The organism is Rothia sp. LK2588 (assembly GCF_040946465.1).
In the GTDB taxonomy this organism is placed as follows: Bacteria; Actinomycetota; Actinomycetes; order Actinomycetales; family Micrococcaceae; genus Rothia.
The window spans coordinates 843,018-862,123 of record NZ_JAYWLS010000001.1; the positions used below are offsets into that span (position 1 = coordinate 843,018).

Here is a 19,106-nt window from a genome sequence, read left to right on the forward strand (position 1 = left end):
TTATTCAATCACTCCCCCGTGGCTCAGGAGCCAGTCGCCATAGAACAGGCCGAGCGCCACGAGCACGAAGAGGCCGGCGACGATCCAGAATCGAACCACCACGGTGACCTCCTGCCACCCCTTGAGCTCAAAGTGGTGTTGCAAAGGTGCCATGCGGAAAATACGTTTGCCTCCGCTGAGCTTGAAGTACCCCACCTGCAGGATGACCGACATAGCGATGATCACGAACAATCCGGCGATGATGATGAGCAAGAGCTCGGTGCGGGTGAGGATGGCGAATGCCGCCAGCGCACCGCCGAGCCCCAGGGATCCCGTGTCCCCCATGAAGATCGTGGCCGGTGAGGTGTTCCACCAGAGGAACCCGATGAGCGAACCGATCAGGGCCGCGGCAAGCATCGCCATCTGCCCTGGGTCGCGTACCTCGTAGCAGACCGGGTCGGTAGTATCGATGCCGCACACGTGCTGCGACTGCCACATCGAAATCAGCATGTATCCGGAGAACACCATGATTGCCGCACCCGTGGCCAAGCCATCGAGACCGTCCGTCAGGTTCACCGCGTTGGTGGTCGCGGTCGCAATCAGGTTTGCCCAGATTACAAACAGGATCACGCCCACGACCGGCCCCAAAAAAGCCAGGTCGAGGAACGTATCGCGCGTAAAGGAGATATGCGTCGAGGCAGGGGTGAGGCCCTGTTCGTTGGGGAAGAAGAGTGCCAAAACACCAAACAAGACGCCAATAGCGCCCTGCAGAACGATTTTGCCCTTAGGGGTCAATCCCTCGGATTGTTTCTTCGAGATCTTCTTGAAGTCGTCGATAAACCCAACCCCGGCCATGCCGAGCATCAAGAACAGCGCCAAAAGAACCGAAACGCTGGGCGTCCACGAGGTGCCGAAGAAGAGGGCTGTAACCCAGAGGGAGAGGAAAAACCCGCTCACGGTGGCCGCCATCATCATGGCTCCACCCATGGTGGGTGTACCTCGCTTGGTTTGGTGACTGGTCGGTCCATCCTCACGGATGAACTGCCCGTAGTGCTGGCGTACCAGATACTTGGTGAACATGGGGGTGCCCACGATGGAGATCACCAAGGCAATCGCCGCGGCTAGCAGGATCGGAATCATGAGTTATTAGGCACCTTCCCCTGGGGTTGCGTGTGTCTGAGTGGACGCCGCTGTCGGTTCAACTTCAGCTGTAGAGTTTACATCTTTTGCCTGGTCTCCGGCGCTGAGCCACCGCGCCGAGCCGTGCTCGTCGCTCTGGTTCAATAACTGTTCGACCGTGGCGACCTTCTCGCCAAGCACTCCCAATTTAGAACCGTTGGACGACTTGAACAGCACGAGATCACCGGGGAGCAGTTCTTGGCGCAGCACCTCGAAGGCATCATCGGTGGTCGGCACCCAGGTGGCCTCGTTACCCCAGGACCCTTCCAGGTGGGCGGCGTTGTAGATGGGCTTAGCTTCCTCGCCCACCACCACGAGCTTTTCGATGTTCATCCGTACCGCGAGGCGACCGATCCGGTCGTGTTCCTCCACCGAGGCATCCCCGAGCTCGAGCATGGCGCCGAGAACGGCCCACGTGCGGCGTCCGGTATTACGGCCCAGCTGAGCCATGGAACGCAACGCCGCCGCCATGGACTCGGGGTTGGCATTATAGGCGTCGTTGATGACAGTCACGCCGTCGGTACGATCGGTGCGCTGCATGCGCCACCGCGAAACTGCCACGGAGCGGTTGAGCTGTTCGGCGATAACGTCGGGAGAAATACCCGCCTGGAACGCAATCGCCGCGGCGGCCAGCAAATTGTAGACGTGGTGCTCGCCGATCAGCTTCGAGGACACCGCGAAGCTCTGACCCTGGGAAAACACCAGGGTAAACTCGGGGCAACCGTTCTCGTTGGTCGTCAGATCTATGGCTGAGATGCGGGGCTGATCACCACCGTCGTGATTCGCCGGCCCCACGCCGAAGTACAGGGTGGGTACCGAGGAGCGGCTGATCATGCGCCGCACCCGGAAGTCGTCATCGTTGAGACTCAACGAAACCGTCGATCCCTCGGCCAGCTCGCCCTTGGTCTTTTCGATGTTGTCCACGCCGCCGAACTCACCGGCGTGCGCGGTACCAACCTTGAGGATCACCCCGTGATCGGGGCGGACGATATCGGCAAGATACTCGATGTTACCCACGTGGTCGGCGCCCATTTCGACCACAAGATAGCGGGTCGATTCATCGGCGCGGAAGATGGTCAGTGGCACGCCCACTTCACCGTTGTAGGAGCCCACAGGCGCGACGGTCTGCCCTGCAGTGGCGAAGATGTCTGCCAACAGGTCTTTCGTGGTGGTCTTTCCCGCCGAACCGGTGATTCCCACGACCGTGACGTCGTTGAGCTCCCGCATGCGCTGCACGCAGTACTTGGCGAGCGCACCCATGGCCAGCACGACATCGGGGACGATGACCTGGGCGAAGCTATGGCCGTCGTCATCGCGCACCTCTCGTTCGGTTAGCGCCAATCGGGCGCCTGCGGCAAAGGCGGCAGGCACGAAGTTGTGTCCGTCGGTCTGCTCGCCCGGCTTCGCCAGGAACAGCGTGCCGGGGATGACTTCGCGAGAGTCGGTGGTGGCGAAGGTGACGGTGAGGGACGCGGCGGCCTCTGCGTCGAGGACGGCTAACCGCCCAGCGGTTGCTTCGGCAACCTCAGCAGCAGTCAAAGTAATCATGAGCGGGCCTCCTCGGCATCGTCGCGATAGGCGGGTAGTACATCGAATCCATGGGCTGCCAGCGCGCGGGCGACCTCAACGCGATCATCGAGATCTAAGTCCACACCGGCAACTTCCTGAGCGACTTCGTGGCCGCGTCCGGCAACTAGAATTGAATCCATCGGACCGGCCAGTTCAACGGCTTTGTCGATGGCGGTGGCGCGGGGTGCGACATTGAGCAGGGTCTGCACGCGGGCTCCCTGCGCTTGCGCTTCTTGCGCACCGGCTTCGACTGCTTCCCTGATGGGTGTGGGGTCTTCATCGTGGGGATCGTCGTCGGTGATGATCACGATATCGGCGTGCTGCGCGGCGATAGCTCCCATCAGCGGGCGCTTAAGCTGATCTCGTTCTCCGGTCGCACCGAAAACGATGATGACCTTTCCGTCTTGCTCGGCCGGATCGACAGCCTGCAGGGCACGCTCGAGAGCGTCGGGGTTATGGGCGAAGTCAACGATGGCCGTCGGGTGCATCCCGATCAGCTGCATGCGTCCGGGCACCACCGGGGTTAGCGTCTGCGAGTTCCGCAACACACCGTTCAGTTCCCCGGGTTCGATTCCAGATTCGCATGCCATGACCGCGGCCAAGGCGGCGTTGGAGACGTTGAAGTCCGCGGGCAGCGCGGTCGATGATTCCAGGCGGACGCCGTCGCCGCGTACCACCGCGAAGCGGTGCCCGATTCCCTCGCGTTCGACCTCGGTCAGCACCCAGTCTTGGTCGGCCAGATCAGCCGGCACCTGATCGAATCCTGCGCCGCGGTTGGTGAACAGGGCCACCACGTTTTCGATGCCCATGGCACCGATGGCCGCTCCGAGCATCTGCTCACCCCAAGCGTCATCGGTGGTGATGACAGCACGACGAGCACGATCGGTAGTGAACAAGGCGGCCTTTGAGGCGCAATAGGCCTCCATGCTGCCGTGCAGATCCAGGTGATCCTGGGTGAGGTTAGTAAACCCGGCGACGTTGTATTGCACGCCGTCGACGCGCCGGTAATCCAGTGCGTGAGAGGAGACCTCCATCGACATGGAGGTGATGCCCCGCTCCCGCATGAGGGAAATCAGGGAATGCACATGGGGTGACTCTGGCGTGGTCAGCTTCGAGGGAATAGACTCATTGCCCGCCAAAATCTCGATGGTTCCGATGAGGCCCGTGCGGTGCCCCAGCGCAGCCATGATCGAGTTGAGCATGTAGGTGGTGGTCGTCTTGCCGTTCGTTCCGGTCACGGCGAAGAGCGTGGGGTCGGTTCCGTCGCGCCGCTGGGAATCGTAAATTTTTGCAGAAAGCGGTCCGACGACCGCGCGGAGGTCCTCGGTGAGAACCAAACCCAGCTCGTGCGGTGCCTCGCCGATCAAGCCTTCGCCGGCGTCATCGGTCAGAATCGCGGCCGCACCCGCAGAAATTGCGGCATGAGCGAACTGGGCACCGTGGCTCTTTGCACCGGGGAGGGCAACGTAGAGGTCGCCGGGCTGCACCTCGCGGGAGTCCATCGTGATGCCGGTGATCCGTGAACCGGAGCGAATCAGCCGCGCGGCGTGCCCCCACGTCTGGATCCAGGTGTGGACGTCCTGAGCCGAACATCCGGTTACAGTCGAGGGCCGCATGGTTTGCGCGGTCTGTTCTTCGGAGCTCATGCTTTCCTCTGCTTTCATCATCAAAAGTATTTTATAGGGTATCGAATACTCAGTGTACTGATCGGTAACTGCGTGGGATTATTCGTCGGTGAGGGCTACGGCTTGTCAGAGGGGTTGTTGCCCTTGGCAAACTTATCGATCAGGTGCGGTTCCGTTGTGGAAAATGGCACATTGAATGTCTGTAAGACCTTCTCCATGATCTTAGAGAACTCTGCGGTTGTTCCGGCGGTACCTACGGTGGCCGCAGTCGCCTCAGGGCGCTGCATGGTCACGGACACCAAATACTGCGGATCTTCGAGCGGGGCAACACCCACGAACGAGGTGGTGTACCCGTCGAAACCGGCCTTCTTCTCGCTGGGAGCCTGGGCGGTACCGGTCTTACCACCCACGCGGTACCCGGCGACTTTCGCGGCCTTCGCGTTCTGCTCCACCACGTTTTCCATCAGGTACAGAGCCTGCTGCGCGGTTTTTTCCGAGATGATGCGTTCTCCCTCGGACGCCGGTTGCACCTCTTCTTGACCGTCGGGGTCGATGACGGCGTCCACGATGCGCGGTTTATGCTTGATGCCCTTGTTGGCAATCGTCTGAAAGATGAGCGATGTCTGCAACGGAGTCTGCGAGACGCCCTGGCCGAAGAGCACCGTGTACTGCTGGCGGGTGTCCCAATCCTGGTAATGAGTCAACAACCCCTGAGACTCACCGGTGAGCTTGATGCCTGTGAACTCCCCCATCCCGAACTTCTTGATCCACTGATAACGCTGTTCCGGTGACAGTTTCTTGCCGGCCAGCACGGTCCCGGTGTTCATGGAGTCCGTGATAATGCCCGAGAAAGTACGTTTCTCCTCGGGGTGCTCGAAAGGGTCGACGATCGTCTGTCCATCGATCTCCAATTGCGGCGGAACGGTAAAGACGGTAGTCGGCTCGACGAGCCCTTCGTCCATGACCGCGCAGGCCGTCAGCATCTTCTCGGTCGAACCCGGTTGCACCGCCTGAGAGATGGCGCGCGGGGTCATGTCCTCGGGCTTGATGTTCTTCGCTCCCGGGTCCATGGTCGAAGAATCAGCTAAAGCTAAGATGTTGCCGTTACGGACGTCCATCACCACGACGGTGCCCCACTCGGCCTTCATTTCTTGCACGCGGGCGGCGATGATCTGTTGCGCAAAGTACTGGATATCTTGGTGGATCGTCAGCCGTACCGTCTTACCGTTGACTACCGGCTTGGTGTCTTCATCGGCCACGGGAATGCGCACGCCGTCAGCGCTGATCTCGAAGCTACGTTCGCCGTCGGAACCGGCCAGCGCCTCTCCCATCACGCGCTCGACACCCACCGAGTTGTTGGCCTCTTGGGTCTGGTCAGTGCCTTCGATCGGCACGGTTTGCACATTGTATTTGCCCACGACGGAACCGGCCACGGATCCGTTGGGGTACAGACGCTCCGAGACCACATCACCATAGATAAAGGTCGCACCGATGTCGCTGATCTTGCGGTAGACCTCCGGGGTGACATTTTCCTTGATCACCGAATAGCGCTTTTTCCCGTCCAGCGCTGCCTTGACCTCGGTATCCTTCATCTTCAAGATGTCCGCCAGCTCGTAGACCAACCGGGTAGGGGTCACCGTCTCGGTCTCATTACCCTTACCTGTGTACCGCTGGAATTCCTGCACGGCTGTCTGATCGACCGTGATGTTATACCGTTGCACCGATCGCGCCAGAACGTGACCATTAATATCTCGAATTTGCCCCCGTAGAGCCGGCATGACCTGCTTACGAGTTCGCTTCGCCAGGGCCTGTTCGGCCAAACCGTTGGGGTCGAACCCCTGCAAATACAACAGTCGGGACCCTAGAACGCCCATTCCCACGGTGGCGGCCGCGCTCACCAAGAAGCCACGCCGGCCCAGCTCACGCTGACGCAACGGGATCGTGGACTCTGAGGAGTTTTTCTTCACGGACCGACCTTTCGTAAGGAGATCGAGGGTTAGCGACGGACAAGTGCCCGGGGAACACCCGGGCACCGTGGGAGAACAAGTAGGTTACTGACCGGCAGAAGCCGAAGGCGAGGGCTGACCGGTGGGAGCCGCCGACGCCGAGCTATCGGTCGCAGGCTTGTTCTCCTCCTGCTTCTTCGCCTTGTCTTCCTCTTGCTTCTTGGACTCTTCTTCTTTCTTCTTGCGTTCCTCTTCTTGCTTCTTAAAGTCGGCAGCCCGTTTGCTTGCCTCGGCCGAAGCCGTGGTGTCGTTCAGCGACGGCGCCGGAATCAGATTCTTAGGATCCTTTTCGTTCTTGGTGACGGCGGTGGGGGTGCCTTCAATCTTGCCCGATTGCATATCTAAAGACCCCGATACCGTAGCCGGCACCATACCGAGCTGAGAAGCCCGCTCCGCCAGATCCTGCGGCGCCTGATGGTATTCAATTTCCTGGTTCAGCGACTCGTTCTGCTGTGAAAGACTCTGCTCCTGGGCACGCAGGTCGACCAGTTCGTACTGGCGTTGCGCGGTGAGGATGTTGGTCCACAGCACCAAACCCAGGATGACCAAAACGCTCAGCGCTAGCGCGATGAACAGATGGCGGGAGCCCCGCGGGGCCGCTTCGGGAACGAGCGCCCGCTGAGCGGCGGTGTCACGGCGGGGTTCACGGGACGGCGTCGAGCGACCGCCCCCGTCAATCAGACGCAAGTGACGTTGCGGTGCGGCCGGTTCGGGCGCCGGGAATCGGGGTTCTGCGCTCATGCTGCCACCTTCGTCTTCTTGATCTTCTCGGCCGCACGCAATTTCGCGCTGGCGGCCCGGGGATTCTCGTCAATCTCAGATTCAGTGGGAGGTTCCGCTCCCCGAGTAATGACCTTCAACTCGGGTTGGTGTTCTTCCAATTCAACGGGAAATCCTTTGGGCGCGCTGGAGCGCGAGCGCTCGGTGATGGCTCGCTTGACCAGTTTGTCTTCGAGGCTGTGGTAGCTCATGGCGACCAGGCGACCGCCGACGTTCAAAGCGTCAATGGCGGCGGGAACTGCGCGTTCGAGCGCGTCCAGTTCGTGGTTCACCTCAATGCGGAGAGCCTGGAAAGTGCGCTTGGCGGGGTGTCCGCCCTTGCGTTGGGCGCCGACCGGCACGGTCTGCTGAATGATCTTCACCAACTCGCCGGTGGTGGTCAGGGGCGCGGTTTTTCGGGCTGCGATAATACCGGCGGCAATGCGACCGGCGAATTTCTCTTCACCCCAGGTGCGGATAATGCGACGCAGGTCTGCCTCATCGTATTCGTTGACGACGACCGCGGCGGTGAGCTCGTCGGTGTCGTCCATACGCATGTCCAAGGGGGCGTCGTAGGAGTAGGCGAATCCGCGTTGGCGCTCGTCGAGTTGCATCGAGGAGACACCGAGGTCGAAGAGGACGCCGTCGACCGACTCGATGTTGCGATCGGCGAGGATCTGCGGGATCTCGTCGTAGACCGCGTGCACCGGAACGAAGCGATCCTCAAAACGGGCGAGGCGCTCCCCTGCCAGGCGATGTGCCATCTGGTCTCGATCGATGCCGATCACGGTGAGGTCGGGGAATCGGGTGAGCATGGCTTCGGTGTGGCCGCCCATGCCCAGAGTACCGTCGATAGCAATGGCACCGGGGCGTGCGATACCCGGGGCCAGCAGTTCGAGGCAACGGTCGAGCATGACAGGCACGTGCCTGTCTTGGGCCTGCTTGGCCTCGAGATCTACTCTCTCGGTCACTGTAGCTCCTGCGGTGCGGTGGTAGCGGTCTTGGTCTTTAGGGGGGCTCTACCTAGAGCATGAATCCTTGAAGCTCGTCTTCATCCGTCTCCGAAAACTCGGTCTCTTTCTCCTGCAGATACGACTCCCAGGTAGCCATATCCCAGATCTCAGCACGAGAACCGGCGCCGATGACGGCAAGTTCTTTATCTAACCCGGCATACTTACGCAACATAGGGGGAATCGTAATTCTGCCTTGTTTGTCGGGGGTTTCATCTGAAGCCCCCGAGAGGAACACACGGATGTAGTCGCGTGACTGTTTGGATGAGATGGGCGCGCTCCGTAGCTGCTCATGAATGCGTTGAAACTCAGCCATGCTAAAGACGTAAAGGCACCGTTCTTGGCCTCGGGTAATTACCAGCCCTTCCGCCAGCTCCTCGCGGAACTTGGCGGGAAGGATGATCCGTCCTTTGTCATCGAGACGAGGTGAATAGGTGCCCAAGAACATCAGGCCTCACCTCATCTAATTGTCGCGGTCGGACGCTAACTACAACCATGTGGTTCTTCTTTCCTCCACTTTACTCCACAACACCCCACCGTCAACGCGCGGCACCCCCATTTCACCCATTTTCAGGCTTTTCACACGTGGATTGATCATGGAAGTACAGGTCGTGATCGGTGAATGCTTCATGGCTACCACCCTCAAAAAAGGCACCCTCCCGATGGAGGGTGCCTTTTCGCCAATTCTGATCTCAAGTCTGAGATATCAAGTCATGGGGTTCTAATAACCTCGGTCGCGACGTTCATCCCAGCGTTGTTCGAGGTTCTGCATAAACCCGCTCGTCTTCTTCTGATTGTTTGTGCGGGGGTGAGGGGTGGTGCGTTGTGGAGCGCCCACCGTCTTCTTTGTAGCCAAATACGCTCCGGCCGCGGCAATCAGGAACCCGAGCACTCCCAGCAGGATGATCTTGGTGGCAACTCCGGCCACCACTACGCCCAGGCCGACAAGCCCCAGCAACACCCCAAGCACCAGGTTGCGCACGGTCACCGACGAGGTGGGGGTGCTGGCGTGCGACCCCACATTCTGCGCGAACTGAGGATCATCGGCGTTAAGCTGTTTTTCGAGCTGATCTAGCAGTCTCTGTTCATGCTCTGATAACGGCATTAAGACTCCCGGGGTAGTGAGTGCACAGGTGCACCGAGGGCAAGACGGTCCACGATGCCTCAATCATACAGATCTACTGGGGCGCCGGTCACGTTTTTGGCGGATGGGTGACGGCGAAGATGTATTAGGAGCCGCCCCGACCGGGGCCGTGGGGACGCTGGGGGTTTGTGGCGGTGGGCGGCAAGAGGTTGGCCGGGGTGATGCCAGACGTTCCAAAACGCCCTTGTATTTGATCCATCACCGATTCAGCCTCGTGCCACTGTTCAGGATCGTGCACACCACCGGATACGAGATCTTGACCCAGCAAGGCGACCTGCACCCCATCACTGCGGTGTTCAAATTTTTCGGCCCGAACGCCGATCAACCGGACGGCCCGGGGCACTTGCTGATCAAGGGTCAGCACCTGCAGCTGATCCAACCGGGACAGTACCGCCCGGAAGATAGCCTGCCCCGAATCCATCGGCTCCGAGAGTGGGCACGAACGAGTGAGGGTCTCGAAGTTCTCATACCGGATTTTGAGGCTGAGGGTGCGGGCCATTTTTCCTCCGGCTCGCAGTCTCTGGCCGAGGGTCAGACTCATCCGGAATAACTCGCGTCGGATCTCTTGAGCATCGAGGGAGTCGTGGGCGAAAGTATGTTCTGCACCGATAGATTTCTCGACCCGTTCACTGACGACCTCACGGGGATCGATGCCGCGAGCAAGCCTGTACAGGTGAGTGCCGGACGCCTGCCCCCAGTGGTGGGTGAGAAAATCAAGATCGTATTCCCTCAGCTGGGCCACGGTATGGATTCCCCAGTTATTCAGCGCCTTCACGCTTTTCGGCCCCACGCCCCACAGTTTACCCACCGGAAGGGGGTCCAAAAATTCCTGTACGCGGTCGGGAGGCACCACCCACAGGCCGTCCGGTTTACTTCCGGCAGAAGCCATTTTGGCAACAAACTTCGTGGAGGATATCCCCGCCGAGGCAGGCAGGTTCAGTTCCTCGCGTATTCGCCACCGCACGGCCTCGGCTGTCGTCACCGGATTCCCCAGCCGCCTCAGGGTGGGGGTCAGGTCCACAAACGCCTCATCAACGCTGACCTGTTCAACCCGATCGGTAAGATCCCGCAGAATTTCCATTACCCGTTGTGAATAGTCACGGTAGCGCGCGTGGGGTTCCACAATAATTGCGTCTGGGCAGAGCTGTTTGGCGCGAGCCAGTGGCATCGCCGAACGCACCCCAAAGACGCGCGCCTCGTAGGAGGCCGAGAGAACTACAGACCGTTCGGACTCCCTGGCGACGATAATTTTCTGCCCTCGGAGTTCGGGGCGGGTCAGTAGCTCAACATTGACGTAGAAGGCGTCCATGTCCAAATGCATGATGACGCGGGTGGGGCGGTCGGCTGGGCGCGAACCACATGGCTGCGTGTCTCCCATACGCCCCCTCCCCTGCGCGGTTTTGATCGACCGCAACCACCAGACCGCGATCGAATACATATTCGATATTAGTCTAGGGTAGCTACCTGCTTGGCTCAAGGTCATCTCCCCACCGTTGGCGGTGGACGCAGGCCAAGGCTTAAGCTAGGAGGAAATGACCATCCCCAGACTGCAAGGAACGCACATGCCGCAGCAGCACGCCGCACGGTCAGAACTGACCCAGCTTATCGAGGCCGAAGAGCGCACCTACCTTGAACTCCTCGAAAGCGAGTTGGCCCGTTTCTTCGAAGCCCAAGAGCGGTTATTGGCCGATATCTCCGAGGAGTCCCTGCCGCTTCTAGAGTCAATTCGCTCATTATCGACCGGCGGCAAGCGCCTACGCGCCCTCCTCTGCTATTGGGGTTGGCGCGGCGCGGGCGGGGCGGTGCATGCCCCCGAGGTAGTGACCGCGGGTGCCGCGCTAGAGCTTTTCCAATCATCGGCGCTGATCCACGACGACATCATCGACAATTCCGATACTCGCCGAGGTGCCCCGGCGGTACACAAACAATTCGAGTCCATGCATCGCACGCAGAGCTGGCGTGCCGATGCCGCCTCCTTTGGAGTCTCTGCTGCGATCATCGTTGGCGACCTTTGCCTGTCGTGGTCTGAACAGGTCTTCGCCTCCATCGGAGAAAAGGTGGCGCTGGGCACCGAAGCGCGCCGCATCTTCGATCTCATGCGCACCGAGGTGATGTCCGGTCAATACCTCGATGTACTGGGAGAAGTCACCGATGCCGGTGACAGCGTCGCACTTCAACGCGCACAGCACGTTATTCGGTATAAGTCGGCGAAGTATTCCTGCGAACACCCCCTGGCTCTCGGGGGTGCCCTAGCCTTGGGCACGCAGGCCTCGCATGATCATTCGCTCTTGCACGCCTATCGGGAGTTCGCGCTTCCCCTCGGCGAGGGTTTCCAGTTGCGCGACGACCTACTCGGTGTCTTCGGTTCCCCGCAAGAAACCGGTAAACCCGCCGGCGACGACCTCAAGGAAGGTAAGCGCACCGTCCTCATCGCCCTCACCCACCAGCTGGCCTCAGCCGAGCAGTGGCAGCGGATCGACGAGGGGCTCGGCGATCAAGGGATTTCACCCGTAGATATCGCCGAACTGCAACAGATCATTACCGACTCCGGCGCGCGCGAGCAGGTCGAGGCGTCCATTGCTGAGAAAGAAAACACCGTCTCCCAGCGACTGGAGCAACTCCCCGTGGACGACACGGTGCGCCTAGCCCTCGAACGCATCGTCGGCAAAGCCCTGCACCGCACCTCCTGATACCTTTTGACAGCTCCTCCCTACGGGCGAGCGAAAAGAGCAAGGGGCACCCCACCGCGTGGGATGCCCCTTTTTCGTGAGACGGTAAGAGCGGAAGTGCTGCTACCAGGCCAGCGCCTGAGCGCGCCGACGGATCTCGGTTTTCCGCCCGTCGATCAGAGCGTCGATCGGGCAGCCGGGCAGAGTCTCATCATCGGTATACAGCCAGACGATGGCCTCGGCATCGGAAAAGCCGGCGTCAGCCAAGACGTTGAGGGTTCCCTTCAAGGGTTCCAGCGGGTGATCCTCACGTACGAAAAGCGCGGGGATCATACGTACCTGGGTCTCGGGGTGACGCAGGGCCAACAGCGCCCGCTCAGAGATCAAGTTATGGACGCGAGTCACCTTCAGGTCAAAGGACTCGGCGACATCGGGGATCGTCAGCCATTCATCAACAAGCTGAAAGGCTTCGACGGTATGTGGATCGTTCGAAACAGAATTTTGTGCATTCACACTACGAGTGTGCCAGAAACCGCGCGACTTTGCTTGCTCTACATCTCTTCGGGTCTCGGGGATTTTTTCACCGTTTTTCCAGGCTACTCCCCTAAGATCTAAAGCTGTATGCGCACTACACCCCTACCACCGAACCAGCCCTGGCTCACGGGTGAAATTTTTGACGGTCATTTCGAGGTGGGCGAGCTCATCGCCCGCGGCGGTATGGCCGAGGTCTACCACGGCGTGGATCTCTGGTCGAACAACCCGGTCGCCATCAAAGTACTCTTCCCACAGCTCTCAGCTGACCCCTCCCAACAGCAGAAGTTCTTCCGCGAGGAACGCTCGCTGAGGCAGATCAACCACGACCACGTAGTGGGCGTGGTGGGTTCGGGCACCCAAAAGGTTGGCCCCTATCAGCTGATGTACATCGTCTTGGATTATGTGCACGGGTGTACCCTTCAACAGCTTTTCGCCGAGATGCCCGTGATGAGTGTGGGGCAGGCGCTTCAGGTGCTTTTGCCGGTCACCGAAGGCCTCGCGGAGGTACACGCACACCAACTGATCCACCGGGATATCAAGCCCTCGAACGTGTTGCTCTCGGCCACCGAGCGCTCGGTCAAACTCACCGATTTCGGTCTGACGCGCCGCACCGATCAGAACTGGACCGGCGAGCTCATGGGCACTCCCTCCTACGTGGCCCCCGAGATCGTGACCCCCGGCAGCACCGTGGGCCCCGGCGTCGATATTTTTGCACTCGGCGTCATGGCATTCCGCATGATCGCTGGCCGCCTGCCATTCCGCGGTGCCGGGGACGACCAGCAAGTGATCTATCACAACGTCAATACCGAGTTCCCCTCGGTCACCCAGTTTGCACCGGACGCCGGTGCCGACATCGCCGGTTTCATCAAGTGGTGCACGCGCAAGCACGCTAAGGATCGCCCGGCGGACGGCGCCGAAGCTTTTCTGGTGCTCAAAGATATCGCGGCCTCGCTGCCGGATGAAGAGAGCGCCCCACGCACTTCCGAGTCTGATGAGCTCTGGGCCGCCGTGGCCGCAGTAGCCGAGCGGACGGGTTGCGACACGGCGGTGCAGCGTCGTTCGATCTCCGGATACGGGGAAGCGCCCGAGATACTGGCAGACCCCGAGGACGGCGGGATCGACCACGATCCGGCGACGGTTGGCGAGGCCGCGGACGCATCGGCTGCCGATGTGTACTACCCCACCGCTATCTCCGGGGTTGGTCCACAACCCAAGCCCGCGGATGCCGAGAGAGAGCCTCCGGCTCCGGAGACCCGCTCGATCACCGCACACTATCGGCCAGCCGACGAAGTGGACGCCGACGATGAGTTATCGGCAGAACTCGGCTACCGTGACGATTCCGATCAGTACGCCGCAGATCTCGAGGATGTCCCGGCGCATCACCCCAGCATCCGCTGGCAGGAGCCGCCCACCCTCGTCTCCGTGCTGTTGACCGTGCTACTTTTGCTACTCGGCTTCGTGGCTGCCGGGTTTGTGGGCTGGCAGCTGGCGAACTCAGTGATCAATTCCGGATGGTTCGCCAGCTGGCAACAATTCTTTGGCCCCTAGAGTCTGCTTCCTCGTCTTGGGCCTCAACGGCGACTGTCTACCGCCGTTGCAGGTATTCGGCCACCATGAACGCGATCTCCAGCGATTGACGGTGGTTCAGGCGCGGGTCGCACAGCGATTCGTAGTGATCGGCGAAGGCCTCTTCGTTGATCGGATCTGATCCGCCCAGGCACTCGGCCACGTCGTCACCGGTCATCTCCACGTGCAGGCCACCGGGGAAAGATCCCAGCGACTCGTGCACCTCGAAGAATCCGCGCACCTCATCGATCACGTCGTTGAATCGGCGGGTCTTGAAGCCCGAGGGCACCGAGATCGTATTTCCGTGCATCGGATCGGTCACCCACACCACCTTCGCGCCCGAGGACTGTACGCCCTCCACCAGGGCCGGCAGATTATCGCGGATCTTTTCTGCGCCCATGCGGGTGATGAACGTCAGACGTCCCGGTTCGCGTTGCGGGTCCAGCTTGTCGATCAGCGTCAGAGCTTCGTCCACCGTGGTGGTCGGCCCCAGCTTCACGCCAATCGGGTTACGCACCTTGGAAAGGAAGTTCACGTGGGCATCCTCAAGTCCGCGCGTACGCTCGCCGATCCAGATGAAGTGTCCGGAGGTGTCGTAGGGCAGGTTGGTGCGCGAGTCGATGCGGGTCAGCGCGCGCTCGTAGTCCAGGAGCAGGCCTTCGTGACCAACGTAGAGTTCAGTGGTCTTGAGTGCATCGAAATCAGCTCCGCAAGCCTCCATGAACTTCAGGGCGCGGTCGATATCGTTGGCCAGCGACTCGTAGCGGCTATGCGCCGGGTTCTGAGTGAAACCGCGATTCCATTGATTGACCGAACGCAGATCGGCGAAACCACCGGTGGTGAAAGAGCGGGCCAAGTTCAAAGTGGAGGCTGAGGTGTGGTAGCCCTTGACCATGCGGTTGGGGTCGTGGGCGCGGGAAGCTTCGGTGAACTCGAAGCCGTTGACCATCTCGCCACGGAAGGACGGCAATTCCACGCCGTCGCGTTTCTCCATATTCGAGGAACGAGGTTTGGAGAACTGGCCGGCCATACGTCCCATTTTCACCACGGGCATCGAGGCGCCGTAGGTGAGCACCACAGCCATTTGCAACAGGGTCTTGATGCGTCCGGAGATCTTATCGGCGGTTGCGTCTGCGAAGGTTTCGGCGCAGTCCCCACCCTGCAAGAGGAACGCGCGGCCCTCTGCCACCTCCGCCAGACGGGACCGCATCCGATCTACCTCGCCGGCGAAAACCAAGGGAGGTAATGAGTTCAGATCCGAAATGACGCTCTGGAAATCCGGGTGTTCGGACCAGTTGGGTTGCTGGTCTGCTTTCAGCTCACGCCATTCATCGAGCCCATGGTCAGACGGGTTGGTCTGCAGCTGATCTACGTTCATATTGCTCATAAGATTCACACTTCCTTAGAGGGCTGTTGTGACAGGAGGATGGCCTGAGCCTCCTCGGCTGAGATATTGCGTTCTTTCATCAGGTCTTTCACGGCCGAGGCATACACCGGCACGTATTCCTGCTGAGAGAGCTCGCGAATGGCGGCGCCAATGCGGTCGGCCACCTCGCGCTGCACCTGACGATCGTGGGCGCGGTCATAGTATTCGGAGAAATCCAGGGGCTCACCGATGATCGTGGTGACCTTGATCTTCTTCCCGTCCTTACGCAGCTTCACCGCGTTGGAACCGGAGGGCTGGGCGTCGTCCGTGCCGATCTGGCCCACGGGAACCACCGGCACGCGAGCGCTGAGCGCGAGACGAGCCACGCCCACCTTTACTCGGTAAGCCTTGCCGTCAGGGCTACGGGTGCCCTCCGGGTAGATGCCGATCAAACCGCCCTCGCGCAACTTCTCGGTTCCGGCGTCCAACGAGGCCTGGGACTTGCGGCCGCCGGAGCGGTCCATCGGCAACTGTCCGACCGCATTGAAAAACCATCGCACCGCCGCACCGTAAGGGCCCTTGCCCGTAAAGTAGTCGGACTTGGCGAGGAAGAATACCTGACGCGGCACTGCCAGCGGGATAAACACCGAGTCGCAGAAGGCCAGGTGATTGCTGGCGATGATGGCGCCACCGGTCGGCAGGTTGTCGACTCCAATCACTTCGTGGTCGTACAGGGCGCGCATGAGCGGACCGACAACGGTCTTCTTGAGGGTCATATACAGCATGTGGATCTCCTGGTGGTGGCCGACAACCTCGGACTCTGGTCTTCAGCCATCAAGTCTACTCTGAGGCCGCGTTGGCTCCTATTGAATCGGTTTTTCATGACGATACGCAATTCTTGCCCAGGAGATGAGAGCGTTGATTGCCCCCGAAGTGCTTCAAAAATGACACAATGGAATCCCCTTCGTCACCCTGCGCTAAGGAGTCAGCTCACCCATGAAAGAGATCATTCACGATCCGATTTCTCAACCCGGTTCGCGACGCATCGGGGTCTTGGTGTTGCACGGTTTTACAGGTTCTACGTGGAGTATGCGACCGGTGACTGAGTTCTTTGCTGACCGCGGTTATGCGGTGGAGATGCCGCTCCTGCCCGGCCACGGCACCCATTGGAAAGACATGGTTCCGATCAGCCGCCACGATTGGTTGGCGGCCGTGGACGACGCCTATTGGCGGTTGCGTACCGCGGGGCACGAAGTAGTGGTGATCGGATTGTCGATGGGAGGCATGCTGGCGTTGCGGGAATCGGTGCGCCGGCCCGTGCTCGGTACCGCGGTGATCAATCCCTTTGTGGTCGACCCGACTCCGGCGTTGCGGTTCTCGCGTTTGTTGTCGAAGGTGGCTTTCACGACCACCGGCATCACCTCGGATATCGCGATGCCCGATGTGGATGAGGGCGGTTACCATCGTGTGCCCCTGGCGGCCGCCGCTCAGCTCTACCTGTTGGGTAAAGAAACACGCCCGATGTTGCCGGCGTTGCAGACTCCGGTGCTGTACTTCCGCTCCGCCACCGATCACGTGGTTTCCGACGCTTCTCATCTATACTTTCAAAAGATAGCGTCGTGCCCGGTTGAGTTTGTGCCGCTTCCGCACAGTTACCATGTGGCCACCCTCGATTACGACGCGCCCCTCATCTGTCAGCGCACTCTGGACTTCGTCCAATCTCTCGAATCACGCCTGGAAGGTTCAGCATGAAATTCGTCTCTGTGCCAGAAGCTGTAGTTTCAGACCCGAGTCAAAATCTCACCGATATTCTCGAACGCCGTCTTCGTGACAGCTCCGACCCGGTGCTGTATCGGGTACAGAAAACCCCCGGTAACTGGGTTCCCGTTCGCGCAAGCCAGTTCAAAGCCGAGGTTGCGGCCATCGCCAAGGGCCTCATGGCTTCGGGGATCGAAGCTGGGGACGTCGTGGGCATCATGAGCCGCACCCGGTATGAATGGACGCTGGTCGATTTTGCGATCTGGTATGCCGGAGCGATCTCGGTGCCGGTCTACGAGACCTCTTCACCGGCCCAGGCCGCTTGGGCTCTGTCGCATTCCGAGGCCAAGGCAGCGTTCGTTGAAAACGACCGATTGGCTCAAGTCATCGAGCAGGCGGGTGACATTGAGCCTCTGAAACTCGACGAGGTCTACGTCTTCGACAACAACGCGCTGGCAGACCTCAAACGGGCGGGTGAACACGTCACCGACGAGGAGCTTGAGGCCCGCCGGAACATCGCCACCGGCGAGAGCACCGCGACCATCGTCTATACCTCGGGCACCACGGGCCGCCCGAAGGGGTGCATGCTCACCCACGGTAACTTCCTCGGTTTGGCCAACCAGGTCAGCGTCGGCGAGCCGGACGTCGCCTCCCCGAGTAACTCCACCATCATCTTCCTCCCCCTCGCCCACGTCCTGGCGCGAGAGGTGCAGATCTTGGCCATCAATTCCGGTCTGGTGGTCGGCCACTCCCCCGACATCAAGAATTTGACCGCCGATTTGAGCTCATTCAAACCCAGCGTGTTGCTGGTTGTGCCGCGAGTCTTCGAGAAGGTCTACGAGGCGTCCATCCGCAAGGCGGAAAAGGGTGGCAAGCTCAACGCCGGCCTGTTCAAGCGCTCGGTGAAGGTGGCCAATGCCTGGTCCAAGGCGTCCATCGACGGCAATGTGCCGCGCACCTTGCAGTTACAGTACAAGTTCTATGACAAGATGGTGTACGCGAAGTTGCGGGAAGCCCTGGGTGGACGCCTGCGTTACGCCGTCTCTGGCGGTGGCTCGTTGGCCCCGCGGCTGGGTCATTTCTTCCACGCGGTCGGTGTGAAAGTCATCGAGGGTTACGGCATGACCGAGACCACCGGTTCTATCTCGGTGGGTCGCGTCAAACGCTTCGACATCGGCAACGTCGGCCCCCTGCTTCCCGGGGCTTCGGCGCGCATCGCCGAGGACGGCGAGCTGGAAGTGACCGGCGTCGGCGTCATGAAGAGCTACTACAACAACCCTGAAGAGAACGCGGTGGCGTTCACCGAGGACGGCTGGCTACGCACCGGCGATCTCGCCCGCATCGACGAACGCGGCTTCATCCACATCGTGGGCCGCAAGAAAGAAATCATCGTCACCGCCGGCGGCAAGAACGTGGTGCCGGGCGCGGCAGAAGACCGTCTGCGCACCTCGCCCATGGTCTCCAACGCCATGCTCGTCGGCGACGAGAAACCCTTCATCGCGGCCCTGGTGACCCTGGACCCCGATACCCTCCCCGACGAGCTGGAGCACCTCGGTCTGCCCCGCGACATGAGCATCTCCGATGCCTCCGTGAACCCGAAGGTTCGCGAAGCCATTCAGAAACTCGTTGACGAAGCGAACGCTTTAGTCTCCCGCGCCGAAGCGATCCGGGAATTCCGTATCGCTCCCAAGGACTTCACCGAGGAGGCCGGTCACCTAACCCCCTCACAGAAGATTCGACGCTCTCAGGTGATGAAGGACTTCAGCTCCTATATCGAGGAGATGTATAACCGCACCAAGGATTCGGTCAACGAATCCAGCGAGAAGTTCCAGGCGTTTAAGGCGGAAAAGAACCAGCAGTATCAGGCCTTCAAGGCGGAGAAGGTCGAGAAGCTACACCAGCTCAGCGACCGCCACGCCAAGAAGGCCCACGACGAATAGGT

At 60.4% G+C, this 19,106-nt stretch carries 16 protein-coding genes; 4 read left to right on the top strand and 12 right to left on the bottom strand.

Annotated features, from left to right (window positions below):
- The 9 genes from mraY to dinB form a co-directional block, all read right to left on the bottom strand.
- The gene (mraY, locus tag VVR12_RS03965) at nucleotides 1-1,119 is read right to left on the bottom strand and encodes a phospho-N-acetylmuramoyl-pentapeptide-transferase (protein WP_368549852.1); all 1,119 of its coding nucleotides are present in this window, start codon (nucleotides 1,117-1,119) and stop codon (nucleotides 1-3) included.
- A 6-nt stretch (nucleotides 1,120-1,125) separates the two neighbouring features.
- Entirely contained in the window at nucleotides 1,126-2,706 is a 1,581-nt protein-coding gene (gene murF / locus VVR12_RS03970; RefSeq protein WP_368549853.1) for a UDP-N-acetylmuramoyl-tripeptide--D-alanyl-D-alanine ligase, read from the bottom strand.
- Nucleotides 2,703-4,373, bottom strand: coding sequence for a UDP-N-acetylmuramoyl-L-alanyl-D-glutamate--2,6-diaminopimelate ligase (locus VVR12_RS03975; RefSeq protein ID WP_368549854.1), 1,671 nt, complete (start codon nucleotides 4,371-4,373; stop codon nucleotides 2,703-2,705). The genes murF and VVR12_RS03975 overlap by 4 nt, the downstream gene beginning before the upstream one ends.
- 95 nt (nucleotides 4,374-4,468) lie before the next feature.
- Nucleotides 4,469-6,319: a peptidoglycan D,D-transpeptidase FtsI family protein gene (locus VVR12_RS03980; protein WP_368549855.1), complete on the bottom strand. Its 1,851-nt coding sequence runs from the start codon at nucleotides 6,317-6,319 to the stop codon at nucleotides 4,469-4,471.
- An 84-nt stretch (nucleotides 6,320-6,403) separates the two neighbouring features.
- A complete protein-coding gene (locus VVR12_RS03985) occupies nucleotides 6,404-7,099 on the bottom strand; it encodes a hypothetical protein (protein WP_368549856.1) in 696 nt (231 codons plus the stop codon).
- A complete protein-coding gene (rsmH, locus tag VVR12_RS03990; RefSeq protein ID WP_368549857.1) occupies nucleotides 7,096-8,088 on the bottom strand; it encodes a 16S rRNA (cytosine(1402)-N(4))-methyltransferase RsmH in 993 nt (330 codons plus the stop codon). Before rsmH ends, VVR12_RS03985 begins: the two co-directional genes overlap by 4 nt.
- 52 nt (nucleotides 8,089-8,140) lie before the next feature.
- Nucleotides 8,141-8,575: a division/cell wall cluster transcriptional repressor MraZ gene (gene mraZ / locus VVR12_RS03995; protein ID WP_368549858.1), complete on the bottom strand. Its 435-nt coding sequence runs from the start codon at nucleotides 8,573-8,575 to the stop codon at nucleotides 8,141-8,143.
- Nucleotides 8,576-8,848: 273 nt separating this feature from the next.
- Nucleotides 8,849-9,232 carry a DUF3040 domain-containing protein gene (locus VVR12_RS04000; protein WP_368549859.1) on the bottom strand — a complete coding sequence of 128 codons (384 nt, stop codon included), beginning with the start codon at nucleotides 9,230-9,232 and terminating at the stop codon, nucleotides 8,849-8,851.
- Nucleotides 9,233-9,356: 124 nt separating this feature from the next.
- Nucleotides 9,357-10,649, bottom strand: a complete 1,293-nt coding sequence (dinB, locus tag VVR12_RS04005) for a DNA polymerase IV (protein WP_368549860.1) — start codon at nucleotides 10,647-10,649, stop codon at nucleotides 9,357-9,359.
- 184 nt (nucleotides 10,650-10,833) lie between these two features.
- On the opposite strand from dinB, the gene VVR12_RS04010 reads away from it, so the two are divergent.
- Nucleotides 10,834-11,961 carry a polyprenyl synthetase family protein gene (locus tag VVR12_RS04010; RefSeq protein ID WP_368549861.1) on the top strand — a complete coding sequence of 376 codons (1,128 nt, stop codon included), beginning with the start codon at nucleotides 10,834-10,836 and terminating at the stop codon, nucleotides 11,959-11,961.
- Nucleotides 11,962-12,063: 102 nt separating this feature from the next.
- Here VVR12_RS04010 and VVR12_RS04015 read toward each other — a convergent pair whose 3' ends face one another.
- Nucleotides 12,064-12,453, bottom strand: a complete 390-nt coding sequence (locus VVR12_RS04015; RefSeq protein WP_368549862.1) for an Rv2175c family DNA-binding protein — start codon at nucleotides 12,451-12,453, stop codon at nucleotides 12,064-12,066.
- A 108-nt stretch (nucleotides 12,454-12,561) separates the two neighbouring features.
- Between VVR12_RS04015 and VVR12_RS04020 the strand changes: the two genes are divergently transcribed.
- Nucleotides 12,562-14,022 (top strand): serine/threonine protein kinase, encoded by a 1,461-nt coding sequence (locus VVR12_RS04020; RefSeq protein WP_368549863.1) that lies wholly within the window; start codon nucleotides 12,562-12,564, stop codon nucleotides 14,020-14,022.
- Between the two features lie 37 nt (nucleotides 14,023-14,059).
- On the opposite strand, the gene VVR12_RS04025 is transcribed toward VVR12_RS04020, so the two are convergent.
- Both VVR12_RS04025 and VVR12_RS04030 read right to left on the bottom strand, forming a co-directional pair.
- The gene (locus VVR12_RS04025) at nucleotides 14,060-15,427 is read right to left on the bottom strand and encodes a class II 3-deoxy-7-phosphoheptulonate synthase (RefSeq protein WP_368549864.1); all 1,368 of its coding nucleotides are present in this window, start codon (nucleotides 15,425-15,427) and stop codon (nucleotides 14,060-14,062) included.
- Nucleotides 15,428-15,432: 5 nt separating this feature from the next.
- Entirely contained in the window at nucleotides 15,433-16,191 is a 759-nt protein-coding gene (locus tag VVR12_RS04030; RefSeq protein WP_368549865.1) for a lysophospholipid acyltransferase family protein, read from the bottom strand.
- A gap of 211 nt (nucleotides 16,192-16,402) precedes the next feature.
- Between VVR12_RS04030 and VVR12_RS04035 the strand changes: the two genes are divergently transcribed.
- Both VVR12_RS04035 and VVR12_RS04040 read left to right on the top strand, forming a co-directional pair.
- Complete coding sequence (locus VVR12_RS04035) at nucleotides 16,403-17,158, top strand: alpha/beta hydrolase (protein WP_368549866.1); 756 nt, start codon at nucleotides 16,403-16,405, stop codon at nucleotides 17,156-17,158.
- Nucleotides 17,155-19,104, top strand: coding sequence for a long-chain fatty acid--CoA ligase (locus VVR12_RS04040; RefSeq protein ID WP_368549867.1), 1,950 nt, complete (start codon nucleotides 17,155-17,157; stop codon nucleotides 19,102-19,104). Before VVR12_RS04035 ends, VVR12_RS04040 begins: the two co-directional genes overlap by 4 nt.
- Nucleotides 19,105-19,106: the final 2 nt, after the last annotated feature.

Coding starts and splice junctions, on each gene's coding strand:
- mraZ (WP_368549858.1), bottom strand. CDS start 8,575: ATGTTCTTGGGCACCTATTCACCTCGTCTCGATGACAAAGGACGGATC.
- VVR12_RS04020 (WP_368549863.1), top strand. CDS start 12,562: ATGCGCACTACACCCCTACCACCGAACCAGCCCTGGCTCACGGGTGAA.
- VVR12_RS04010 (WP_368549861.1), top strand. CDS start 10,834: ATGCCGCAGCAGCACGCCGCACGGTCAGAACTGACCCAGCTTATCGAG.
- VVR12_RS04035 (WP_368549866.1), top strand. CDS start 16,403: ATGAAAGAGATCATTCACGATCCGATTTCTCAACCCGGTTCGCGACGC.
- VVR12_RS03975 (WP_368549854.1), bottom strand. CDS start 4,373: ATGAGCTCCGAAGAACAGACCGCGCAAACCATGCGGCCCTCGACTGTA.
- VVR12_RS04025 (WP_368549864.1), bottom strand. CDS start 15,427: ATGAGCAATATGAACGTAGATCAGCTGCAGACCAACCCGTCTGACCAT.
- dinB (WP_368549860.1), bottom strand. CDS start 10,649: ATGGGAGACACGCAGCCATGTGGTTCGCGCCCAGCCGACCGCCCCACC.
- mraY (WP_368549852.1), bottom strand. CDS start 1,119: ATGATTCCGATCCTGCTAGCCGCGGCGATTGCCTTGGTGATCTCCATC.
- VVR12_RS04000 (WP_368549859.1), bottom strand. CDS start 9,232: ATGCCGTTATCAGAGCATGAACAGAGACTGCTAGATCAGCTCGAAAAA.
- murF (WP_368549853.1), bottom strand. CDS start 2,706: ATGATTACTTTGACTGCTGCTGAGGTTGCCGAAGCAACCGCTGGGCGG.
- VVR12_RS03985 (WP_368549856.1), bottom strand. CDS start 7,099: ATGAGCGCAGAACCCCGATTCCCGGCGCCCGAACCGGCCGCACCGCAA.
- VVR12_RS04030 (WP_368549865.1), bottom strand. CDS start 16,191: ATGCTGTATATGACCCTCAAGAAGACCGTTGTCGGTCCGCTCATGCGC.
- VVR12_RS04040 (WP_368549867.1), top strand. CDS start 17,155: ATGAAATTCGTCTCTGTGCCAGAAGCTGTAGTTTCAGACCCGAGTCAA.